At 61.7% G+C, this 16,510-nt stretch carries 18 protein-coding genes; 12 read left to right on the top strand and 6 right to left on the bottom strand.

Going from position 1 to position 16,510, the window contains the following annotated elements; translation table 11 throughout:
• Positions 1–88: 88 nt before the first annotated feature.
• From metG to DFS21_RS26720, 7 genes are all read left to right on the top strand, one after another.
• On the top strand, positions 89–2,131 hold the full coding sequence (metG, locus tag DFS21_RS09160; RefSeq protein WP_110701986.1) for a methionine--tRNA ligase: 2,043 nt from the start codon (positions 89–91) through the stop codon (positions 2,129–2,131).
• Positions 2,132–2,232: 101 nt separating this feature from the next.
• Positions 2,233–2,781: an Rnf-Nqr domain containing protein gene (locus DFS21_RS09155; RefSeq protein ID WP_110701985.1), complete on the top strand. Its 549-nt coding sequence runs from the start codon at positions 2,233–2,235 to the stop codon at positions 2,779–2,781.
• Between the two features lie 78 nt (positions 2,782–2,859).
• Positions 2,860–3,831, top strand: coding sequence for an RnfABCDGE type electron transport complex subunit D (locus DFS21_RS09150; RefSeq protein ID WP_110701983.1), 972 nt, complete (start codon positions 2,860–2,862; stop codon positions 3,829–3,831).
• Entirely contained in the window at positions 3,828–4,439 is a 612-nt protein-coding gene (locus DFS21_RS09145; protein WP_111532161.1) for an RnfABCDGE type electron transport complex subunit G, read from the top strand. The genes DFS21_RS09150 and DFS21_RS09145 overlap by 4 nt, the downstream gene beginning before the upstream one ends.
• On the top strand, positions 4,436–4,960 hold the full coding sequence (locus tag DFS21_RS09140; RefSeq protein ID WP_110701979.1) for an Rnf-Nqr domain containing protein: 525 nt from the start codon (positions 4,436–4,438) through the stop codon (positions 4,958–4,960). Before DFS21_RS09145 ends, DFS21_RS09140 begins: the two co-directional genes overlap by 4 nt.
• A gap of 4 nt (positions 4,961–4,964) precedes the next feature.
• A complete protein-coding gene (gene nth / locus DFS21_RS09135) occupies positions 4,965–5,603 on the top strand; it encodes an endonuclease III (protein WP_110701977.1) in 639 nt (212 codons plus the stop codon).
• A gap of 104 nt (positions 5,604–5,707) precedes the next feature.
• On the top strand, positions 5,708–5,884 hold the full coding sequence (locus DFS21_RS26720) for a PA3496 family putative envelope integrity protein (RefSeq protein ID WP_023630757.1): 177 nt from the start codon (positions 5,708–5,710) through the stop codon (positions 5,882–5,884).
• A gap of 45 nt (positions 5,885–5,929) precedes the next feature.
• On the opposite strand, the gene DFS21_RS09130 is transcribed toward DFS21_RS26720, so the two are convergent.
• Positions 5,930–6,556 (bottom strand): response regulator transcription factor, encoded by a 627-nt coding sequence (locus DFS21_RS09130; protein WP_046854458.1) that lies wholly within the window; start codon positions 6,554–6,556, stop codon positions 5,930–5,932.
• A 372-nt stretch (positions 6,557–6,928) separates the two neighbouring features.
• On the opposite strand from DFS21_RS09130, the gene DFS21_RS09125 reads away from it, so the two are divergent.
• Complete coding sequence (locus DFS21_RS09125; protein ID WP_110701975.1) at positions 6,929–7,390, top strand: hypothetical protein; 462 nt, start codon at positions 6,929–6,931, stop codon at positions 7,388–7,390.
• Between the two features lie 44 nt (positions 7,391–7,434).
• On the opposite strand, the gene DFS21_RS09120 is transcribed toward DFS21_RS09125, so the two are convergent.
• Both DFS21_RS09120 and DFS21_RS09115 read right to left on the bottom strand, forming a co-directional pair.
• Entirely contained in the window at positions 7,435–8,652 is a 1,218-nt protein-coding gene (locus DFS21_RS09120) for an argininosuccinate synthase (RefSeq protein ID WP_046854456.1), read from the bottom strand.
• A gap of 128 nt (positions 8,653–8,780) precedes the next feature.
• Entirely contained in the window at positions 8,781–9,761 is a 981-nt protein-coding gene (locus DFS21_RS09115; RefSeq protein WP_111532160.1) for an OmpA family protein, read from the bottom strand.
• Positions 9,762–9,891: 130 nt separating this feature from the next.
• Between DFS21_RS09115 and pyrC the strand changes: the two genes are divergently transcribed.
• Positions 9,892–10,938, top strand: a complete 1,047-nt coding sequence (gene pyrC, locus DFS21_RS09110) for a dihydroorotase (protein ID WP_110701971.1) — start codon at positions 9,892–9,894, stop codon at positions 10,936–10,938.
• 59 nt (positions 10,939–10,997) lie between these two features.
• Positions 10,998–11,609 (top strand): ribonuclease T, encoded by a 612-nt coding sequence (gene rnt, locus DFS21_RS09105; RefSeq protein ID WP_225933324.1) that lies wholly within the window; start codon positions 10,998–11,000, stop codon positions 11,607–11,609.
• 69 nt (positions 11,610–11,678) lie between these two features.
• Here the strand turns inward: rnt and DFS21_RS09100 are convergent, their stop codons facing one another.
• Positions 11,679–12,281 carry a peroxiredoxin gene (locus DFS21_RS09100; RefSeq protein ID WP_003254945.1) on the bottom strand — a complete coding sequence of 201 codons (603 nt, stop codon included), beginning with the start codon at positions 12,279–12,281 and terminating at the stop codon, positions 11,679–11,681.
• A gap of 213 nt (positions 12,282–12,494) precedes the next feature.
• Here DFS21_RS09100 and DFS21_RS09095 point away from each other — a divergent pair, with 213 nt between their 5' ends.
• Positions 12,495–12,716, top strand: coding sequence for a bacterioferritin-associated ferredoxin (locus DFS21_RS09095; protein WP_046854452.1), 222 nt, complete (start codon positions 12,495–12,497; stop codon positions 12,714–12,716).
• A gap of 201 nt (positions 12,717–12,917) precedes the next feature.
• Positions 12,918–13,391 (top strand): bacterioferritin, encoded by a 474-nt coding sequence (gene bfr, locus DFS21_RS09090; protein ID WP_046854451.1) that lies wholly within the window; start codon positions 12,918–12,920, stop codon positions 13,389–13,391.
• Between the two features lie 267 nt (positions 13,392–13,658).
• Here bfr and grxD read toward each other — a convergent pair whose 3' ends face one another.
• Both grxD and DFS21_RS09080 read right to left on the bottom strand, forming a co-directional pair.
• Positions 13,659–13,994 carry a Grx4 family monothiol glutaredoxin gene (gene grxD, locus DFS21_RS09085; RefSeq protein ID WP_110701969.1) on the bottom strand — a complete coding sequence of 112 codons (336 nt, stop codon included), beginning with the start codon at positions 13,992–13,994 and terminating at the stop codon, positions 13,659–13,661.
• 91 nt (positions 13,995–14,085) lie between these two features.
• The gene (locus DFS21_RS09080; RefSeq protein WP_110701967.1) at positions 14,086–16,194 is read right to left on the bottom strand and encodes a molybdopterin oxidoreductase family protein; all 2,109 of its coding nucleotides are present in this window, start codon (positions 16,192–16,194) and stop codon (positions 14,086–14,088) included.
• Positions 16,195–16,510: the final 316 nt, after the last annotated feature.

Genomic DNA, 16,510 nt, shown 5'->3' with positions numbered 1-16,510 from the left:
TTGTTGGGGTGAAATATATTCGCCAGCCCTTTATAGTGGCCGATCACCCTCATTTTTACCCCGTAGCCAGATAAGTAGCCGAGCCACCATGTCCGAGCCACGTCAGATTCTCGTCACCAGCGCCCTGCCCTATGCCAATGGATCGATCCACCTTGGCCACATGCTCGAGTACATCCAGACGGACATGTGGGTGCGCTTCCAGAAACTGCGCGGCAACCAGTGCATCTATGTCTGCGCCGACGACGCCCACGGCTCGGCCATCATGCTGCGTGCTGAAAAGGAAGGCATCACGCCCGAGCAACTGATCGCCAACGTCCAGGCCGAGCACAGCGCCGACTTCGCCGACTTCCTGGTCGACTTCGACAACTACCACTCCACGCACAGCGAAGAGAACCGCGAGCTGTCGAGCCTGATCTACACGCGCCTGCGCGATGCCGGGCATATTGCCACCCGTTCGGTCACCCAGTATTTCGACCCTGAAAAGGGCATGTTCCTCGCCGACCGCTTCATCAAGGGCACCTGCCCCAAGTGCGCGGCCGAGGACCAGTACGGCGACAACTGCGAAAAATGCGGCGCCACCTACGCCCCGACCGAGCTGAAGAACCCCAAGTCGGCAATCTCCGGCGCCACCCCGGTGCTGCGTGACTCCCAGCACTTCTTCTTCAAGCTGCCCGACTTCCAGGCCATGCTGCAGCAGTGGACCCGCAGCGGCACCCTGCAGGACGCCGTGGCCAACAAGCTCGCCGAGTGGCTGGACGCTGGCCTTCAGGAATGGGACATCTCCCGCGACGCCCCGTACTTCGGTTTCGAGATCCCGGGCGAGCCTGGCAAGTACTTCTACGTCTGGCTGGACGCGCCGATCGGCTACATGGCCAGCTTCAAGAACCTCTGCGCGCGCCGGCCGGAACTGGACTTCGACGCGTTCTGGAAAGAAGACTCCACGGCCGAGCTGTACCACTTCATCGGCAAGGACATCGTCAACTTCCACGCCCTGTTCTGGCCGGCCATGCTCGAAGGCGCGGGCCTGCGCAAACCGACCGCGGTCAACGTGCACGGCTACCTCACCGTCAATGGCGCGAAGATGTCCAAGTCGCGCGGCACCTTCATCAAGGCGCGCACCTACCTCGATCATCTGCAGCCGGAATACCTGCGTTACTACTACGCCGCCAAGCTGGGCCGCGGCGTCGACGACCTCGACCTGAACCTCGAGGACTTCGTGCAAAAGGTCAACTCCGACCTGGTCGGCAAGGTGGTCAACATCGCCAGCCGCTGCGCCGGCTTCATCCACAAGGGCAATGACGGCGTGATGGTCGCCGGTGATGCCGCGCCAGAGCTGACCGAAGCCTTCCTCGCGGCCGCCCCGTCGATTGCCGAGGCCTATGAAGCCCGCGATTTCGGGCGCGCCATGCGCGAGATCATGGCCCTGGCCGATCGCGCCAACGCCTGGATCGCCGACAAGGCCCCATGGTCGCTGGCCAAGCAGGAAGGCAAGCAGGACGAGGTGCAGGCCATCTGCGCCCAGGGCGTCAACCTGTTCCGCCAACTGGTGATCTACCTCAAGCCGGTCCTGCCGGTGCTGGCCGCCGACGCCGAGGCCTTCCTCAATGTCGCGCCATTGACCTGGAACGACCACCAGTCGCGCCTGGAAAATCACCAGCTCAAGCCGTTCAAGGCGCTGATGAGCCGCATCGAACCGGCCAAGGTCGAAGCCATGATCGCCGCCAGCAAGGAAGACCTGCTGGCCGCCGAGGCCAACACCGCCCCGGCGGGCAATGGCGAGCTGGCCAAGGACCCGCTGTCGGCCGAGATCGAATTCGACACCTTCGCCGCAGTCGACCTGCGCGTGGCGCTGATCGTCAAGGCCGAAGCCGTGCCGGGTGCCGACAAGCTGCTGCAATTGACCCTGGACATCGGTGACGAGCGTCGCAATGTGTTCTCGGGCATCAAGTCGGCCTACCCGGATCCGTCCCAGCTGGAAGGCCGCCTGACCATGATGGTGGCCAACCTCAAGCCACGGAAGATGCGCTTCGGTGTTTCCGAGGGCATGGTCATGGCAGCCGGCCCGGGCGGCGAGGAGATCTACCTGCTCAGCCCCGACAGCGGTGCCAAGCCAGGCCAGCGCATCAAGTAACCGAATCAGGCAACCAATATGCCCCGGCCCCCTGGCCGGGGCATTTGCATCTGCCGCCCGCTGCCGGATAATGGCGCCATCGTCCCGCCGTCGGCATCTCCATGAGTGACTATGTTCTGGTCCTGGTCAGCGCCGCGCTGGTCAATCACCTGCTCCTGCAGGCAGAGCCAGTCGAGCGTGTGCGCCTGCATGCGCTGGGCCTGTGCACCGCACTGCTGATCCTCATGGCACTGCCAGTCGGCGCCTGGCTGTACCAACAACTGCTCGTGCCATTGCAGTTGCAAGACCTGCAGCTCTTGGTCTTCCTGCCGTTGCTGGCGGCACTGGCCTGGGCGCTGCCGAACCTGCTCCAGCGGCTGCGCCCGGACTGGCCCACACAAGGCCTGTCGGGCCTGCTGAGCGCAAATGCCGTGGTGCTAGGCTTGCTGGTGCAACTGTCCCATGACGACATGCGCGGCTGGCGCCTGCTGGCGTGGCCTCTCGTTGCCGCTTTGGGCTTCTGGCTCGCGCTGGTGCTGTATGCGGACCTAGATTTGCGCAGCCGCCAAGCCGAGGTACCCGCAGCGTTACGCGGCCTGCCTATTCAACTGATCGGTGCCGGGGTGATGGCCATGGCGTTTTCGGGACTCAACGGACTGTTCACCCAATGAATCTGTCTCTACACATCGACGTCTTGCTGCCGGCCCTGCAAAACATTGCCCGGCAATACCTCGAGGAGCTGCAGGCCCATGCCGCCACCTGATCCGCGCCTGCGCAGCGCCATGCAACTGGTGCTGCTGGCCTGCACCCCTGGCCTGCTGGCGCTGTTCTGGCTGCATGGCTGGGGCGTGCTGATCAACCTGCTGCTGAGCAGTTGCGCGGCGCTGGCCACCGAGGCCTTGCTGCTGAGCTGGCGCAAGCTGCCGGTGGTCTCGGCCCTGGGCGATGGCAGCGCGCTGGTCACCGCCGTCCTGCTGGCCGCCGCCCTGCCCATCCACGCCCCTTGGTGGCTACCGCTGATGGCAGCCTGTGTTGCCATTGGCCTGGGCAAACAAGCCTTCGGGGGAGTGGGACGCAACCTGTTCAACCCGGCCATGGTGGGCTATGCGTTCGTCCTGCTGAGCTTCCCCTTGCAGATGAACCACTGGCCTGGCCAGACCGCCGGGTTGCTGGACAGCCTGAACCTGAGCCTGGGTACCGGCGATCGCATCGATGCCTGGGCCAGCCCCACGGTACTCGACGTGCTGCGCCATAACCGCAGCCTGACCATCGACGAACTGTTTGCCAGCCATTCGGCCTTTGGCCATATCGGTGGGAGCGCCAGCGAATGGGTCAACCTCGCCTTCCTGCTCGGCGGGCTATTTCTGATGCAGCGCAAGGTCTTCACCTGGCACGCGCCCATCGGCTTGCTCGGCGCCTTGTTTCTGTTCAGCCTGCTGGGCTGGAACGGCTCAGGCTCCGACTCCAATGGCTCACCATTGCTGCACCTGCTGTCAGGCTCGACCATGCTGGCCGCGTTCTTCATCGCCACCGAACCGGTATCTGGTTGCAGGCAGCCACTGGCCCGTCTGCTGTTCGGTGCCAGCGCCGGCCTGCTGATCTACCTGATCCGTACGTGGGGCAGCTTTGCCGATGGCACCGCATTCGCCATTCTGCTGATGAACCTTGCCGCACCGTCCCTGGATCGCTGGGCGGAGCGTCGCCAGCAGGCCTGCCCGTGAGTGCCCGCTGGCGCAGCGCCGCGTGCCTGTCACTGCTGGCATTGCTGGCCGTTGTCACGACTTTGGCCTGGCAACGCTTCACTGCCAAACCTATTGCGCAGGCCCAGCGCCAGTGGCATGAACAGCAGTGGCTGACAGTGCTGCCGCCAGGCAGCTATGACAACCAGCCCTTGCAAACAGCCTTGGCCCTGGCAGATACCAGCCTGCGCCATAGCCGCCTGTTGGCCGCTTATCGCGCCACGCTGGCGGGAGCCCCAACCGCCATCCTGCTGCACAACAGGTTCCAGGGCTATGGCGGCGCCATCGAAATGGTCATCGCCATCAACACCCAGGGCCGCCTGGTGGGCATGCGTGTACTCGAGCAACAGGAAAGCCCAGGCCTGGGCGACCAACTGGCAGACCCGGCGCGTCAATGGCTCGACCAGTTCATCGGCCGGGCACAGGAAAATACACCCGAGCAGGCCTGGGCGATCAAACGTGACCAGGGCGCGTTCGATCAACTGGCCGGGGCGACGGTAACCTCTTGGGCTGTCATCGCGGCGATCCAGGATGCGCTGCGCTATTTCGACGACCACCGCCCCGCACTGCTCGGCGAGGCGCGCCCATGAGCAGGTTCTGGCTACTGATGATCAGCCTGGTACCGCTGCTCGGCGCAACCCGGACCATTGTCCAGGCGATCTCCATCAGCCTTTGCGCTTGCCTGCTGACAGGCCTGCACCAGGCACTGATGGCACCACTGCGTCGCCACCTTGCCCAGGGCGCCAGCCTGTGGGCGAGCGCTGTATTGACCGCCACCTTGGTAACCTGCCTGTACCTGGGGCTGCGGGCGTGGGCCCTGCCCCTGGCCGATGAACTTGCCCTCTACCCCCTGTTGCTGGCGCTGCCCTGCCTGGCCTGCGAACAGTTGCTGCCGCACGCTCACCGATACCACCAACTGTGCCGCGGCCTGGGTGGGCTCCTGCTGGCCAGCCTTGCCCTGGGCATCTGTCGACAAGTGCTCGCCGACAATCTCGACCTCCACATTGCCACGCTAGCCCCCGGCGCCTTGATACTGCTCGGCCTGCTGCTGGGCTTGTACAATCACCTGCGTCCATCAACCACCTCCCCAAGTCGTCAAGGAAGCCGTTGACCCCATGAATGCTGCCAAACGCCTGGAGATCTTTCGCAGGCTGCATGAAGACAATCCCGAACCCAAGACCGAACTGGCCTATTCCACCCCCTTCGAACTGCTGATCGCCGTGATCCTTTCGGCCCAGGCGACGGACGTCGGCGTCAACAAGGCTACCGCTCGCCTGTTCCCGGTCGCCAATACGCCGCAGGCCATCCACGCCCTGGGTGTTGAAGGCCTGAGTGAGTACATCAAGACCATCGGGCTGTACAACAGCAAGGCCAAGAATGTCATCGAGACCTGTCGCCTGCTGGTCGAACTGCACGCAGGTGAAGTCCCGCAGAACCGCGAAGCGCTGGAAGCCCTGCCCGGCGTTGGGCGCAAGACCGCCAACGTGGTGCTCAACACCGCCTTTCGCCAACTGGCCATGGCCGTCGATACGCATATCTTCCGGGTCAGCAACCGCACCGGTATCGCGCCGGGCAAGACCGTTCTGGAAGTCGAAAAGAAATTGCTCAAGTTCGTGCCAAAGGACTTTCTGCTCGATGCCCACCATTGGCTGATCCTGCATGGCCGCTATGTCTGCCAGGCTCGGAAACCGCGCTGTGGCAGCTGCCGAATCGAGGACCTGTGCGAATACAAGTTCAAGACCTCGGACGATTGAAGCAATAGCTGACAACAGCACAAGGCGATTGAAAAAATCTTTTTTACCCGCTCTGCGATTCCCGTTATAAGGACGGCCAATGGCCCTTTGGCTTGGAGTGACGCATGAGCACCGATAAAGAAGACTTGGCAAACGATGACGACTTCCAAAGTACGGACGACGACGTGGAGCCGCAGGCCGAACCGGCCAAGACCAACCTCAGCAAGCGCCGCACCATCGACAACATGCTCGAGGAGCGACGCCTGCAGAAACAGCTGGCCGACTTCGACTACGATCTGTAACGCAGACATGCGAAAGCCTCCTGAACGGAGGCTTTTCAATAGGGCTCAGGCCAGCCCATGGCGCTGGGCGAGTTCGATCAGGTCCACCAACGAGCGAGCATTCAACTTGAGCAGCAGGCGAGTCTTGTAGGTACTGACCGTCTTGTTGCTGAGGAACATGCTGTCGGCGATCTCCTTGTTGCTCTTGCCCCGTGCCAGTTGCTGCAGCACCATCATCTCCCGGCCGGAAAGCCGCTCGACCATCTCCATTTCCGTAGCGCCTCCCGTGCCCGAGCGCCCCTTGTGCAATGCCTGGTTGGGGAAATAGCTGTAGCCGGACAGCACGGCCTTGATGGCACTGAGCAGTTCGGTCAACTCCTGTTGCTTGCAGACATAACCTGCCGCCCCCGCTTGCATGCAGCGCATCGAGAAGTGCCCCGGGGCCTGTGAGGTCAGAACAAGTACCTTGCTCGCCGGGCTCACCAAGGTCATCCGCGCAATCACTTCAAGCCCATCCAGTTTGGGGATCCCGATATCCAGAATGACAATATCCGGCAGATACTCCCGCGTCAGTTGCAGGGCATCCACACCATTGTCACTCTCCGCCACCACTTCGTAGCCATGCCGTTCCATCAGCATGCGTACGGCCAGGCGAATGACCGGGTGATCATCCACGATCAGCACTTTATTCATGCAATTCCCATTGATACGTTATTTTTAGTTCGATAGACCACCACACCCGAGCATAACGATTATTTATGCGGCGGATTCCCTGGTAAATTCACCGAAAGAAGTGACCTACAATTAATGGAGACTATTCCTACAAACTCCCCTTCTCACAAAATGTAATAGATATTGGTTCGTCGCAACGATTCAGAAAGTAACAGTCGCCAGAATTGGATCCAAGTGTCATTGGGGCACACTTCACGCGGGAAAATTCGACTGTATACGCTGGATAAAGGTAGGCGTTGAGGGCTGGGACTTGGCCTGGGAGGGAAACAAGGCACGCTTAATACAGTGGGGAAAACACGCTACAGATGGGCAAAGCATCACCAGGCCCTCATCATGAACCGCGACCCCATCAGTCCGTTGACCCTTATCGCTGTCTTTGCCGGCGTGATCGAAGCGTCTGCCCTGGCATCACTCCCGTTCCTCAGCGAAGACAGCCAGACCCTGTACACCTGGTTCCTGGTGGGCTTCCCATTCTTCCTTACCGTACTATTCTTCCTCACCCTCAACTTCAACACTCGCTCGCTATTCGCACCGGACAGCAATGCCAGCAGAGCCCGCAAGTCTGCACGCACACCTGTCTCAGGGAGCAAAGGCGCGATGATCATCGCCATTTCCGGAGCCGACAGTCAGAAGATCATCGAAAACCATGTACTGCGAATGATCGATCGCCCCCACGGTCGACAACGACGCTGGGTGCTGTACAACCTGGATACGCGCACCTGCATCCATCTCTCAACCGCGCCCATGCAGGATGACGAGACCACGACCGCCACCAAAGCAGAAACCCAGGCATGAAAAAACCCGGCCAAGGCCGGGTTTCTTCGTACGCTCGAGGCTGCTTACAGCAGCGAACGGCCTTTGTTGGCCGCGATACGCATACGCAACGCATTGAGCTTGATGAAGCCTGCGGCATCGGCCTGGTTGTAAGCCCCACCGTCTTCCTCGAAGGTCGCAATGTTGGCATCGAACAACGAATCGTCCGACTTGCGCCCCACGACGGTGACATTGCCCTTGTACAGCTTCAGGCGGACAACGCCATTCACGTTGAGCTGCGAGGCGTCGATCATCTGCTGCAGCATCAGACGCTCCGGGCTCCACCAGTAGCCGGTGTAGATCAGGCTGGCGTACTTGGGCATCAGCTCATCCTTCAGGTGAGCGACTTCGCGGTCCAGGGTGATCGACTCGATGGCGCGGTGAGCCTTGAGCATGATGGTGCCGCCCGGGGTCTCGTAGCAACCGCGCGACTTCATGCCGACATAGCGGTTCTCGACAATATCCAGGCGACCGATGCCGTTGGCGCCGCCAATGCGGTTGAGGTCGGCCAGCACGGTGGCCGGGGTCTTCTCGACACCGTCGATGGCGACGATGTCACCGTTGCGGTAGGTCAGCTCGATGTAGGTGGCCTGGTCCGGGGCGCTCTCCGGAGAGACGCTCCATTTCCACATGTCTTCCTCGTGCTCGGTCCAGGTATCTTCCAGGACACCGCCTTCGTAGGAAATGTGCAGCAGGTTGGCGTCCATCGAGTACGGCGACTTCTTCTTGCCGTGGCGCTCGATCGGGATACCGTGCTTCTCGGCATAGTCCATCAGCTTCTCGCGGGACAGCAGGTCCCACTCGCGCCATGGCGCGATGACCTTGACGCCCGGCTTGAGCGCATAGGCACCCAGCTCGAAACGCACCTGGTCGTTACCCTTGCCGGTGGCACCGTGGGAAATGGCGTCGGCGCCGGTTTCGTTGGCGATTTCGATCAGGCGCTTGGCGATCAGCGGGCGGGCGATAGAAGTACCCAGCAGGTACTCGCCTTCGTAGACGGTGTTGGCGCGGAACATCGGGAAGACGAAATCACGCACGAACTCTTCGCGCAGGTCGTCGATGTAGATTTCTTTCACGCCCATCGCCTGGGCCTTGGCGCGGGCCGGCTCGACCTCTTCGCCCTGGCCGAGGTCAGCGGTGAAGGTCACCACTTCACAGTTGTAGGTGTCCTGCAGCCACTTGAGAATCACCGAAGTATCAAGGCCGCCGGAATACGCCAATACGACCTTTTTTACGTCCGCCATGCCATCACTCCACGGGGTTGTACGGAAAGCCGATGATTCTACCGGCCTTGCCGAAAAATTTACAATGGGGCGACAGCTTGTGACGACAAAGCGACAGGAATTGTCGAGAGCGCGACCCGCTGTCGCACTCAGGATTTCGCGGGAGCGGGCTGGGTGGCAGCGGCCGCAGGCGTCGCAGGCGCAGGTGCGGTAGCCGCGGGTGCCGGAGCCGCCGGCGCAACCGGTGGCTCCGGCTTCTCCAGCGGCTTCTCGACCGGTGTCACGCGGTCGAGCTGGATGTTCACCCGGCGGTTGCGCGCCCGGTTGGCGGCAGAGTTGTTCTTCGCCAGTGGATAGCGCTCGCCGTGGAAGCGCACGGTGATCTGCTCTTCCGGCACGCCATGGGCCTTGAGGTAGTCGGCAACCGCCAGTGCCCGTCGACGCGAGGTGTCACGGTTGGTCAGGCGGTTGCCGCTATTGTCGGAATGGCCGTTGAGTTCGATACGGTTGACCGTCGGATCGGCCTTCAGATAATCAAGCAGCACATCCAGGCGCGCACGGGCCGAGCTGTCCAGTTCGATCCCGCCACCGGGGAAGCCGACCTGGGTCTGGCGGATCTGGTCATAGTTCATCGGCAGCAGCTTGGCGGCGCACAGTTGGTAGTCGCTGTAGGCCTTGGCGAAGCTGACTGGCATCACCTGCACTTGCATCGGCCGGCCACCCTCGCCCCGGTAGTTGCGCACCACCGTGCTACGGCCATCGAGCAGGCCATTGATCAGGCGGCTGGCCTGCCCCTGGCTGGAGGTGAACAGCACGCCAGTGCGGGCCATGTGCACCGCACCGAGGTTGATATCGCCCCGCCCTGGCTGCCAGGGGGCTGCGGCGGCCAGCAAGGTGGCGGACCCCGCGCCGAGGACGTTGCTGTCCGAACGCAGTTGGAACGTCGGTTGTTCGCCGGCACGGCGCACGAACTCGCCGCTGCCGAAACCGTCGATCGGCTGGATCAAGCGACATTCGAACTGATCACCCTCGACTTTCCAGGCGACGTTCTCCACGCGGGTCTGGAAGGTCATGGCCCCGGCCGGCAGGCTGGCGACAAGTGTGAACAGGGCTAGGTAACGCTGGCGCACGGTCGGCTCCACTGATTCTGACGGCTTACCTGAATGCTATCGGACGCCCGTCGGAAAACTTGATAGCCGTGCTCGAACAGGGGTTTTCCGGTAGCATTGGCTTCTGAGTTCGACCCGCCTGGAATCTCCAATGTCCGATCGCCTGACCCTCCTGCGCCCCGACGACTGGCACATCCATCTGCGCGATGGTGCCGTCCTGCCTCACACCGTCGGTGACGTGGCGCGTACCTTCGCCCGCGCCATCATCATGCCCAACCTGGTTCCGCCGGTGCGCAACGCCGTCGAGGCCGATGCCTACCGCGCCCGCATCCTTGCCGCACGCCCCGCCGGCAGCCGTTTCGAGCCACTGATGGTGCTGTATCTTACCGACCGCACCAGTCCGCAAGACATCCGCGCCGCCAAGGCCAGCGGGATCGTGTACGCCGCCAAGCTGTACCCGGCCGGCGCCACCACCAACTCCGATTCCGGCGTGACCAGCATCGACAACATCTTCCCGGCAATCGAGGCACTGGCCGAAACCGGCATGCCCCTGCTGGTGCACGGTGAGGTCACGCGCAGTGAAATCGACGTGTTCGATCGCGAGAAGCGCTTCATCGACGAGCACATGCGCCGCCTGGTCGAGCGCTTCCCGACCCTGAAAGTGGTGTTCGAACACATCACCACCGCCGACGCCGCGCAGTTCGTCACCGAGGCGCCGGCCAACGTCGGTGCCACCATCACCGCCCAGCACCTGCTGTACAACCGCAACCATATGCTGGTCGGCGGTATCCGCCCGCACTTCTATTGCCTGCCGATCCTCAAGCGCAACACCCACCAGGTTGCATTGCTGGATGCCGCGACCAGCGGCAACTCGAAGTTCTTCCTCGGTACCGACTCGGCGCCTCACGCCAAGCATGCCAAGGAAGCCGCCTGCGGCTGCGCCGGCTGCTACACCGCCTACGCCGCCATCGAGTTGTATGCCGAGGCGTTCGAGCAGCGCAACGCGCTGGACAAGCTCGAAGGCTTCGCCAGCAAGCATGGCGCTGACTTCTACGGCCTGCCGCGCAATACCGACACCATCACCCTGGTGCGAGAGCAATGGACAGCGCCGGACAGCCTGCCCTTCGGTGACACCACCGTCATTCCCCTGCGCGCTGGTGAAACGCTGCGCTGGCGCCTGCAGGAGGACAACGCGTGAGCGAAGATCTGTACGAAGACGACCAGGACAGCCAGGTCAGCAGCGGCTCGCGCCATCCGATGGCCGAGCGTTTCCGCGGCTACCTGCCCGTGGTGGTGGATGTCGAAACTGGTGGCTTCAACAGCGCCACCGACGCGCTGCTGGAGATTGCCGCCGTCACCATCGGCATGGATGAAAAGGGCTTCCTGTTCCCCGAGCACACCTACTTCCATCGGGTCGAACCGTTCGAGGGCGCCAATATCGAGGCCGCCGCGCTGGAGTTCACCGGCATCAAGCTCGATCACCCGCTGCGCATGGCGGTGAGCGAGGAAAGCGCGCTGACCGATATTTTCCGCGGCGTGCGCAAGGCGCTGAAGGCCAATGGCTGCAAGCGGGCGATCCTGGTGGGGCATAACAGCAGCTTCGACCTGGGTTTCCTCAATGCTGCGGTGGCGCGCAACGATATCAAGCGCAACCCGTTCCACCCGTTCTCCAGCTTCGATACCGCCACCCTCGCTGGCCTTGCCTACGGCCAGACCGTGCTGGCCCGAGCCTGCCAGAGCGCAGACATCGACTTCGACGGCCGTGAGGCGCATTCGGCGCGTTACGACACCGAGAAGACCGCCGAGCTGTTCTGCGGCATCGTCAATCGCTGGAAAGAGATGGGCGGCTGGCGCGACTTCAACGACTGATCACACGCTTGTAGCTCGAAGCATAAAAAAACCGGCCACTAGGGCCGGTTTTTTTATGCGCTTGGCAAATTACAGCTTGCCAGCGTTCTCGCTCAGGTAAGCCGCGACACCTTCCGGCGAAGCGTTCATGCCCTTGTCGCCTTTCTTCCAGTTGGCCGGGCAGACTTCGCCGTGCTCTTCGTGGAATTGCAGGGCGTCGACCAGGCGCAGCAGCTCGTCCATGTTGCGGCCCAGCGGCAGGTCGTTGACGATCTGCGAGCGGACAACACCGTTGGTGTCGATCAGGAAGGCACCACGGAAGGCCACGCCGCCTTCGGACTCGACGTCGTAGGCCTTGCAGATTTCGTGGGTCATGTCGGCTGCCAGGGTGTACTTGACCTGGCCGATGCCGCCATTGTTGACCGGGGTGTTGCGCCAGGCGTTGTGGGTGAAGTGCGAGTCGATCGACACGCCGATCACTTCCACGTTGCGCGCCTGGAAGTCAGGGATGCGGTTGTCCAGGGCGATCAGCTCGGACGGGCAGACGAAGGTGAAGTCCAGCGGGTAGAAGAATACCAGGCCGTACTTGCCCTTGATGGCCGAGGCCAGGTTGAAGCTGTCGACGATCTCGCCGTTGCCCAGCACGGCTGGAACGGTGAAGTCCGGGGCTTTTTTGCCAACGAGTACGCTCATTCGATCTCTCCTGATGAGGGGTGAAAAACCTTGCCCGGGCGGAACGCGTCCCCCGGATCCAGCAAAGGCCGACCATCATACACAGCTTTGCGTGACAGGCCGAATCTCAACCGCCGGTCGCTCTGGAACGCACCTTACACAATGTGTTTTGACAAGCATTCTCATTACCATTACTCTCCAATGCATCGAATCAACCCGCGATGGTCAGCCTTTATGTATGTGTGTCTTTGTGTCGGTGTCACCGACGGACAGATCCGCGATGCGATCTACGAAGGATGCTGCAGCTACAAGGAAGTTCGAGCCGCCACCAATGTCGCCAGCCAGTGCGGCAAGTGCGCCTGCCTCGCCAAGCAGGTGGTGCGCGAAACCCTCACCGAGCTGCAACTGAGCCAGCAGGCCGCCCTGCCCTACCCCGTTGAATTCAACGCGGCGTAATGTCCCCAAATTTGAAGAACCGGACCTAGTGTCCGGTTTTTTTATGCCTGCAATTCAATAAGTTAGCGTTCGAACGCAGTTCACAAACATTCTTATTCCGATTAATTTTCACTTATTATTCAATAACTTAGGTTTGACATAGATAGTTGCGAGGCTCAAACTTGTTTGCATTGGCTCAACTTCTACAGGGCAGACCCCATCATGAAAGGCGACGTAAGCGTCATCCAGCATCTCAACAAGGTCCTCGGAAACGAGCTGGTCGCAATCAACCAGTACTTCCTGCATGCGCGCATGTACGAAGATTGGGGCCTGAACAAGATCGGTAAACTCGAGTACAAAGAGTCCATCCAGGCGATGAAGGATGCTGACAAGCTGATCAAGCGCATCCTCTTCCTCGAAGGCATCCCCAACGTCCAGGACCTGGGCAAGCTCATGATTGGCGAGCACACCAAGGAAATGCTCGACTGCGACCTGAAGCTTGAGAAAAAGGCCCACGCCGACCTGAAAGCCGCCATCGCCCACTGCGAAACCGCTGGCGATTTCGGTTCGCGTGACGTGCTCGAGGACATCCTCGAAGACCAGGAAGAGCACATCGACTGGCTGGAAACTCAGCTGGGCCTGATCGACAAGATCACTATCGAGAACTACCTGCAGTCGCAGATGGGCGAAGAGTAACTGCAACGCCCGGACATGGAGCCCTGCCAATGCAGGGCTTTTTTGCGGGTGTTTAGGCTCTGTACGAAATGTATCTGCACTCGCCCATACTGCGTTGAAACGGGGCTCGGAATGCTCATGTACTCCAGTACACTGCGCTTCCTCCCCCCGTTTCGCCTTGTCGGGCCTTCGCGCAGACACATTTCGTACAGCGCCTGCTGCTCGATCAACGACAACAAAAAGCCCCGCTATTGCGGGGCTTTTGCATGCTGGCGAAGAACGCCGGAATCAGGCTTCGGAAGCCTTGGCCTTGGCGGCCGCATCCTTGATCAGCGTCTGCAGTTCACCCTTTTCGAACATCTCGATCATGATGTCGCTGCCGCCGACCAGCTCACCCGCCACCCACAGTTGCGGGAAGGTAGGCCAGTTGGCGTACTTGGGCAGGTTGGCGCGGATTTCCGGGTTCTGCAGGATGTCGACATAAGCGAACTTCTCGCCACACCCCATCACGGCCTGCGAAGCCTTGGCCGAGAAACCGCACTGCGGGGCATTCGGCGAACCTTTCATGTAAAGCAGAATGGTGTTGTTGGCGATCTGCTCTTTGATTGTATCGATGATATCCATGAAGCACCTCGGCTGAACTTTCCGACTGGGTCGTCGGCACGGTGACGCATTGTATCGGAAAGCCGAGCGGCGTGCTCGGCCTTGCCGATGCTCAGGCGGCCTCCACTTGCACAGGTACGCCATTGAGGGCGGCGTTGCCGGATACGCCATCACGCAAGTGCTCGTCGGTCAGGTCATTGGCACTCACTCCCGGCTGCGCACCGGCCACCTGCAAGCGTGCGCCCTGGCGGCCGTGACCGTAGCCGTGGGGCAGGCTGACCACTCCTGGCATCATCTCCTCGCTGGCTTGGACAGGCACTTCGATCACGCCGGTGCGTGAGCGGATCCGCACCATCTGCCCGTCTTGCAACTGGCGATGACGCAGATCATCCGGATGCATCAGCAGATGATGCCGCGGCTTGCCTTTGACCAGCCGATGATAGTTGTGCATCCACGAATTGTTGCTGCGCACGTGGCGGCGGCCGATGAGCAACAACTGGCCTGCCGTCGGCGCTGCCTGCCGGGCCAGGCGCTGCAGGTCACCGAGCAGTACCGCCGGTGCGGCTTCGACTTTGCCGCCAGCCGTGCGCAAGCGTACCGCCAGGTTGGCACCCAGCGGCCCTAGATCCAGGCCGTGGGGGTGTTCATCGAGCATCTGCAGGGAAAGCTTCCAGGAAGACTCATCACCATAAGGGCCCTTGCGCAACGCAAAGTCGATCATCCGTGCCGGTGGCAGGGTCGCCTTGAGCTCGACCTGCGCACGTTGGGCAAAGGCCTCGGCCAGACCTACGAAAATCTCCCAGTCATGCAGCGCCCCCTCGGGTTTGGGCAGGATCGCCCGGTTGAAGCGGGTGACGTTGCGCACCGCCAGCAGGTTGAAGGTGGAATCGTAGTGATCATTCTCCATTGCCGAGGTGGAGGGCAGGATCAGGTCGGCATGTCGCGTGGTCTCGTTGATGTAGAGGTCGATGCTGAGCATGAACTCCAGGCCGGCCAGCGCCTGGTCCAGGCGCCGCCCGTTGGGCGTGGACAACACCGGATTGCCGGCCACGGTCACCAACGCCCGTACCTGCCCGTCACCGGGCTCGAGGATCTCCTCGGCCAAGGCCGAGACCGGCAGCTCGCCAGCATATTCGGGCAATCCCGAGACACGACTGCGCCATTGGTCGAAATGGCCACCCGAGGTGCTGGCGACCAGATCGACAGCCGGCTCGGTGCACAACGCCCCCCCCACTCGATCAAGGTTGCCGGTGACCAGGTTGATCAATTGCACCAACCAGTGGCACAACGAACCGAAGGCCTGGGTCGATACCCCCATCCGGCCGTAGCACACGGCCTTGTCGGCAGCGCCGAAGTCCCGCGCCAATCGGCGGATGTCCTCGGCCGGGATGCCGCACAACGCGCTCATGCTGGCGGCATCGAATGGCAGGATCGCCTCGCGCACCTGCTCCAAGCCATTGATCGGCAAGTGCGAGCCACGGGCCAGGCCCTCGACGAACAGGGTATGCAACAGCCCACACAGCAACGCTGCGTCGCCACCGGGGCGGATGAACAGGTGCCGGTCGGCCAGTAACGCCGTCTCGCTTCGCCGCGGATCCACCACCACCAACTGCCCGCCCCTGGCCTTGAGCGCCTTCAGGCGCTTTTCCACGTCGGGGACGGTCATGATGCTGCCATTGGAAGCCAGGGGGTTGCCGCCAAGGATCAGCATGAACTGCGTGTGGTCGATGTCTGGGATGGGCAGCAACAGACCATGGCCGTACATCAGGTGGCTGGTCAGGTGCTGCGGCAGCTGGTCCACCGAGGTGGCCGAGAAGCGGTTGCGGGTCTTGAGCAGGCCGAGGAAGTAATTGCTGTGGGTCATCAAGCCATAGTTGTGCACGCTGGGGTTGCCCTGGTAGACCGCAACAGCATTGCGCCCATGGGCCTGCTGCACCGCCCACAGCCGCTCTGCGGCGAAGGCGAAGGCCTCATCCCAGCCAATCGCCTGCCACTGGTCACCGATGCGCCGATGAGGCTGGCGCAGGCGGTCAGGGTCTTCCTGGATGTCCTGCAGGGCGACCGCCTTCGGGCAGATATGGCCGCGGCTGAACGGATCCTGCGGATCGCCCTTGATCGAGCTGATCCGCGGCGGCCCTTCCGCCCCATGGGTAACTTCGATGTTCAGGCCACAAATGGCCTCGCACAGGTGACAGGCTCGGTGATGCAGGGTCTTGGTCATGGCCGCCTCTGCCTTGTTGTTCTGGAGGTTCGACTATGCGCCGCACCTACCGGGCATGCCAGCGCGCTTCGCGGCATGAATCGGGAGACATCAGGCCGACGATTCGCGACGACGAATTTGCCAAAATCGAGGTAAGCCGTGTACAACCTCTGTAGCAAATAAAAAACAGCTGCTCGCCAAAGGCTTACGACACCCTTTGACACAGAGGCGCTGTTTCCCCTCTTGGTTTCAGGCGACATTTAATTATAGTATTGCGCCTTCCCCTATTCCGTCCGCCCCAGGCGGCTTACGCCGCAGGTCACTCCCGTTGTCAACA

The sequence above is a fragment of the Pseudomonas sp. 2848 genome (genome assembly GCF_003253945.1).
Taxonomy (GTDB): domain Bacteria; phylum Pseudomonadota; class Gammaproteobacteria; order Pseudomonadales; family Pseudomonadaceae; genus Aquipseudomonas.
Note: the sequence above shows the minus strand (reverse complement) of the source record. Positions and strands in the feature narration are given on the sequence as shown.

What these genes read in the sequence shown, in the direction of transcription:
- metG (WP_110701986.1), top strand. Translation starts at nt 89, where the DNA reads ATGTCCGAGCCACGTCAGATTCTCGTCACCAGCGCCCTGCCCTATGCC.
- DFS21_RS09155 (WP_110701985.1), top strand. Translation starts at nt 2,233, where the DNA reads ATGAGTGACTATGTTCTGGTCCTGGTCAGCGCCGCGCTGGTCAATCAC.
- DFS21_RS09150 (WP_110701983.1), top strand. Translation starts at nt 2,860, where the DNA reads ATGCCGCCACCTGATCCGCGCCTGCGCAGCGCCATGCAACTGGTGCTG.
- DFS21_RS09140 (WP_110701979.1), top strand. Translation starts at nt 4,436, where the DNA reads ATGAGCAGGTTCTGGCTACTGATGATCAGCCTGGTACCGCTGCTCGGC.
- nth (WP_110701977.1), top strand. Translation starts at nt 4,965, where the DNA reads ATGAATGCTGCCAAACGCCTGGAGATCTTTCGCAGGCTGCATGAAGAC.
- DFS21_RS26720 (WP_023630757.1), top strand. Translation starts at nt 5,708, where the DNA reads ATGAGCACCGATAAAGAAGACTTGGCAAACGATGACGACTTCCAAAGT.
- DFS21_RS09130 (WP_046854458.1), bottom strand. Translation starts at nt 6,556, where the DNA reads ATGAATAAAGTGCTGATCGTGGATGATCACCCGGTCATTCGCCTGGCC.
- DFS21_RS09125 (WP_110701975.1), top strand. Translation starts at nt 6,929, where the DNA reads ATGAACCGCGACCCCATCAGTCCGTTGACCCTTATCGCTGTCTTTGCC.
- DFS21_RS09120 (WP_046854456.1), bottom strand. Translation starts at nt 8,652, where the DNA reads ATGGCGGACGTAAAAAAGGTCGTATTGGCGTATTCCGGCGGCCTTGAT.
- pyrC (WP_110701971.1), top strand. Translation starts at nt 9,892, where the DNA reads ATGTCCGATCGCCTGACCCTCCTGCGCCCCGACGACTGGCACATCCAT.
- rnt (WP_225933324.1), top strand. Translation starts at nt 10,998, where the DNA reads ATGGCCGAGCGTTTCCGCGGCTACCTGCCCGTGGTGGTGGATGTCGAA.
- DFS21_RS09100 (WP_003254945.1), bottom strand. Translation starts at nt 12,281, where the DNA reads ATGAGCGTACTCGTTGGCAAAAAAGCCCCGGACTTCACCGTTCCAGCC.
- DFS21_RS09095 (WP_046854452.1), top strand. Translation starts at nt 12,495, where the DNA reads ATGTATGTGTGTCTTTGTGTCGGTGTCACCGACGGACAGATCCGCGAT.
- bfr (WP_046854451.1), top strand. Translation starts at nt 12,918, where the DNA reads ATGAAAGGCGACGTAAGCGTCATCCAGCATCTCAACAAGGTCCTCGGA.
- grxD (WP_110701969.1), bottom strand. Translation starts at nt 13,994, where the DNA reads ATGGATATCATCGATACAATCAAAGAGCAGATCGCCAACAACACCATT.
- DFS21_RS09080 (WP_110701967.1), bottom strand. Translation starts at nt 16,194, where the DNA reads ATGACCAAGACCCTGCATCACCGAGCCTGTCACCTGTGCGAGGCCATT.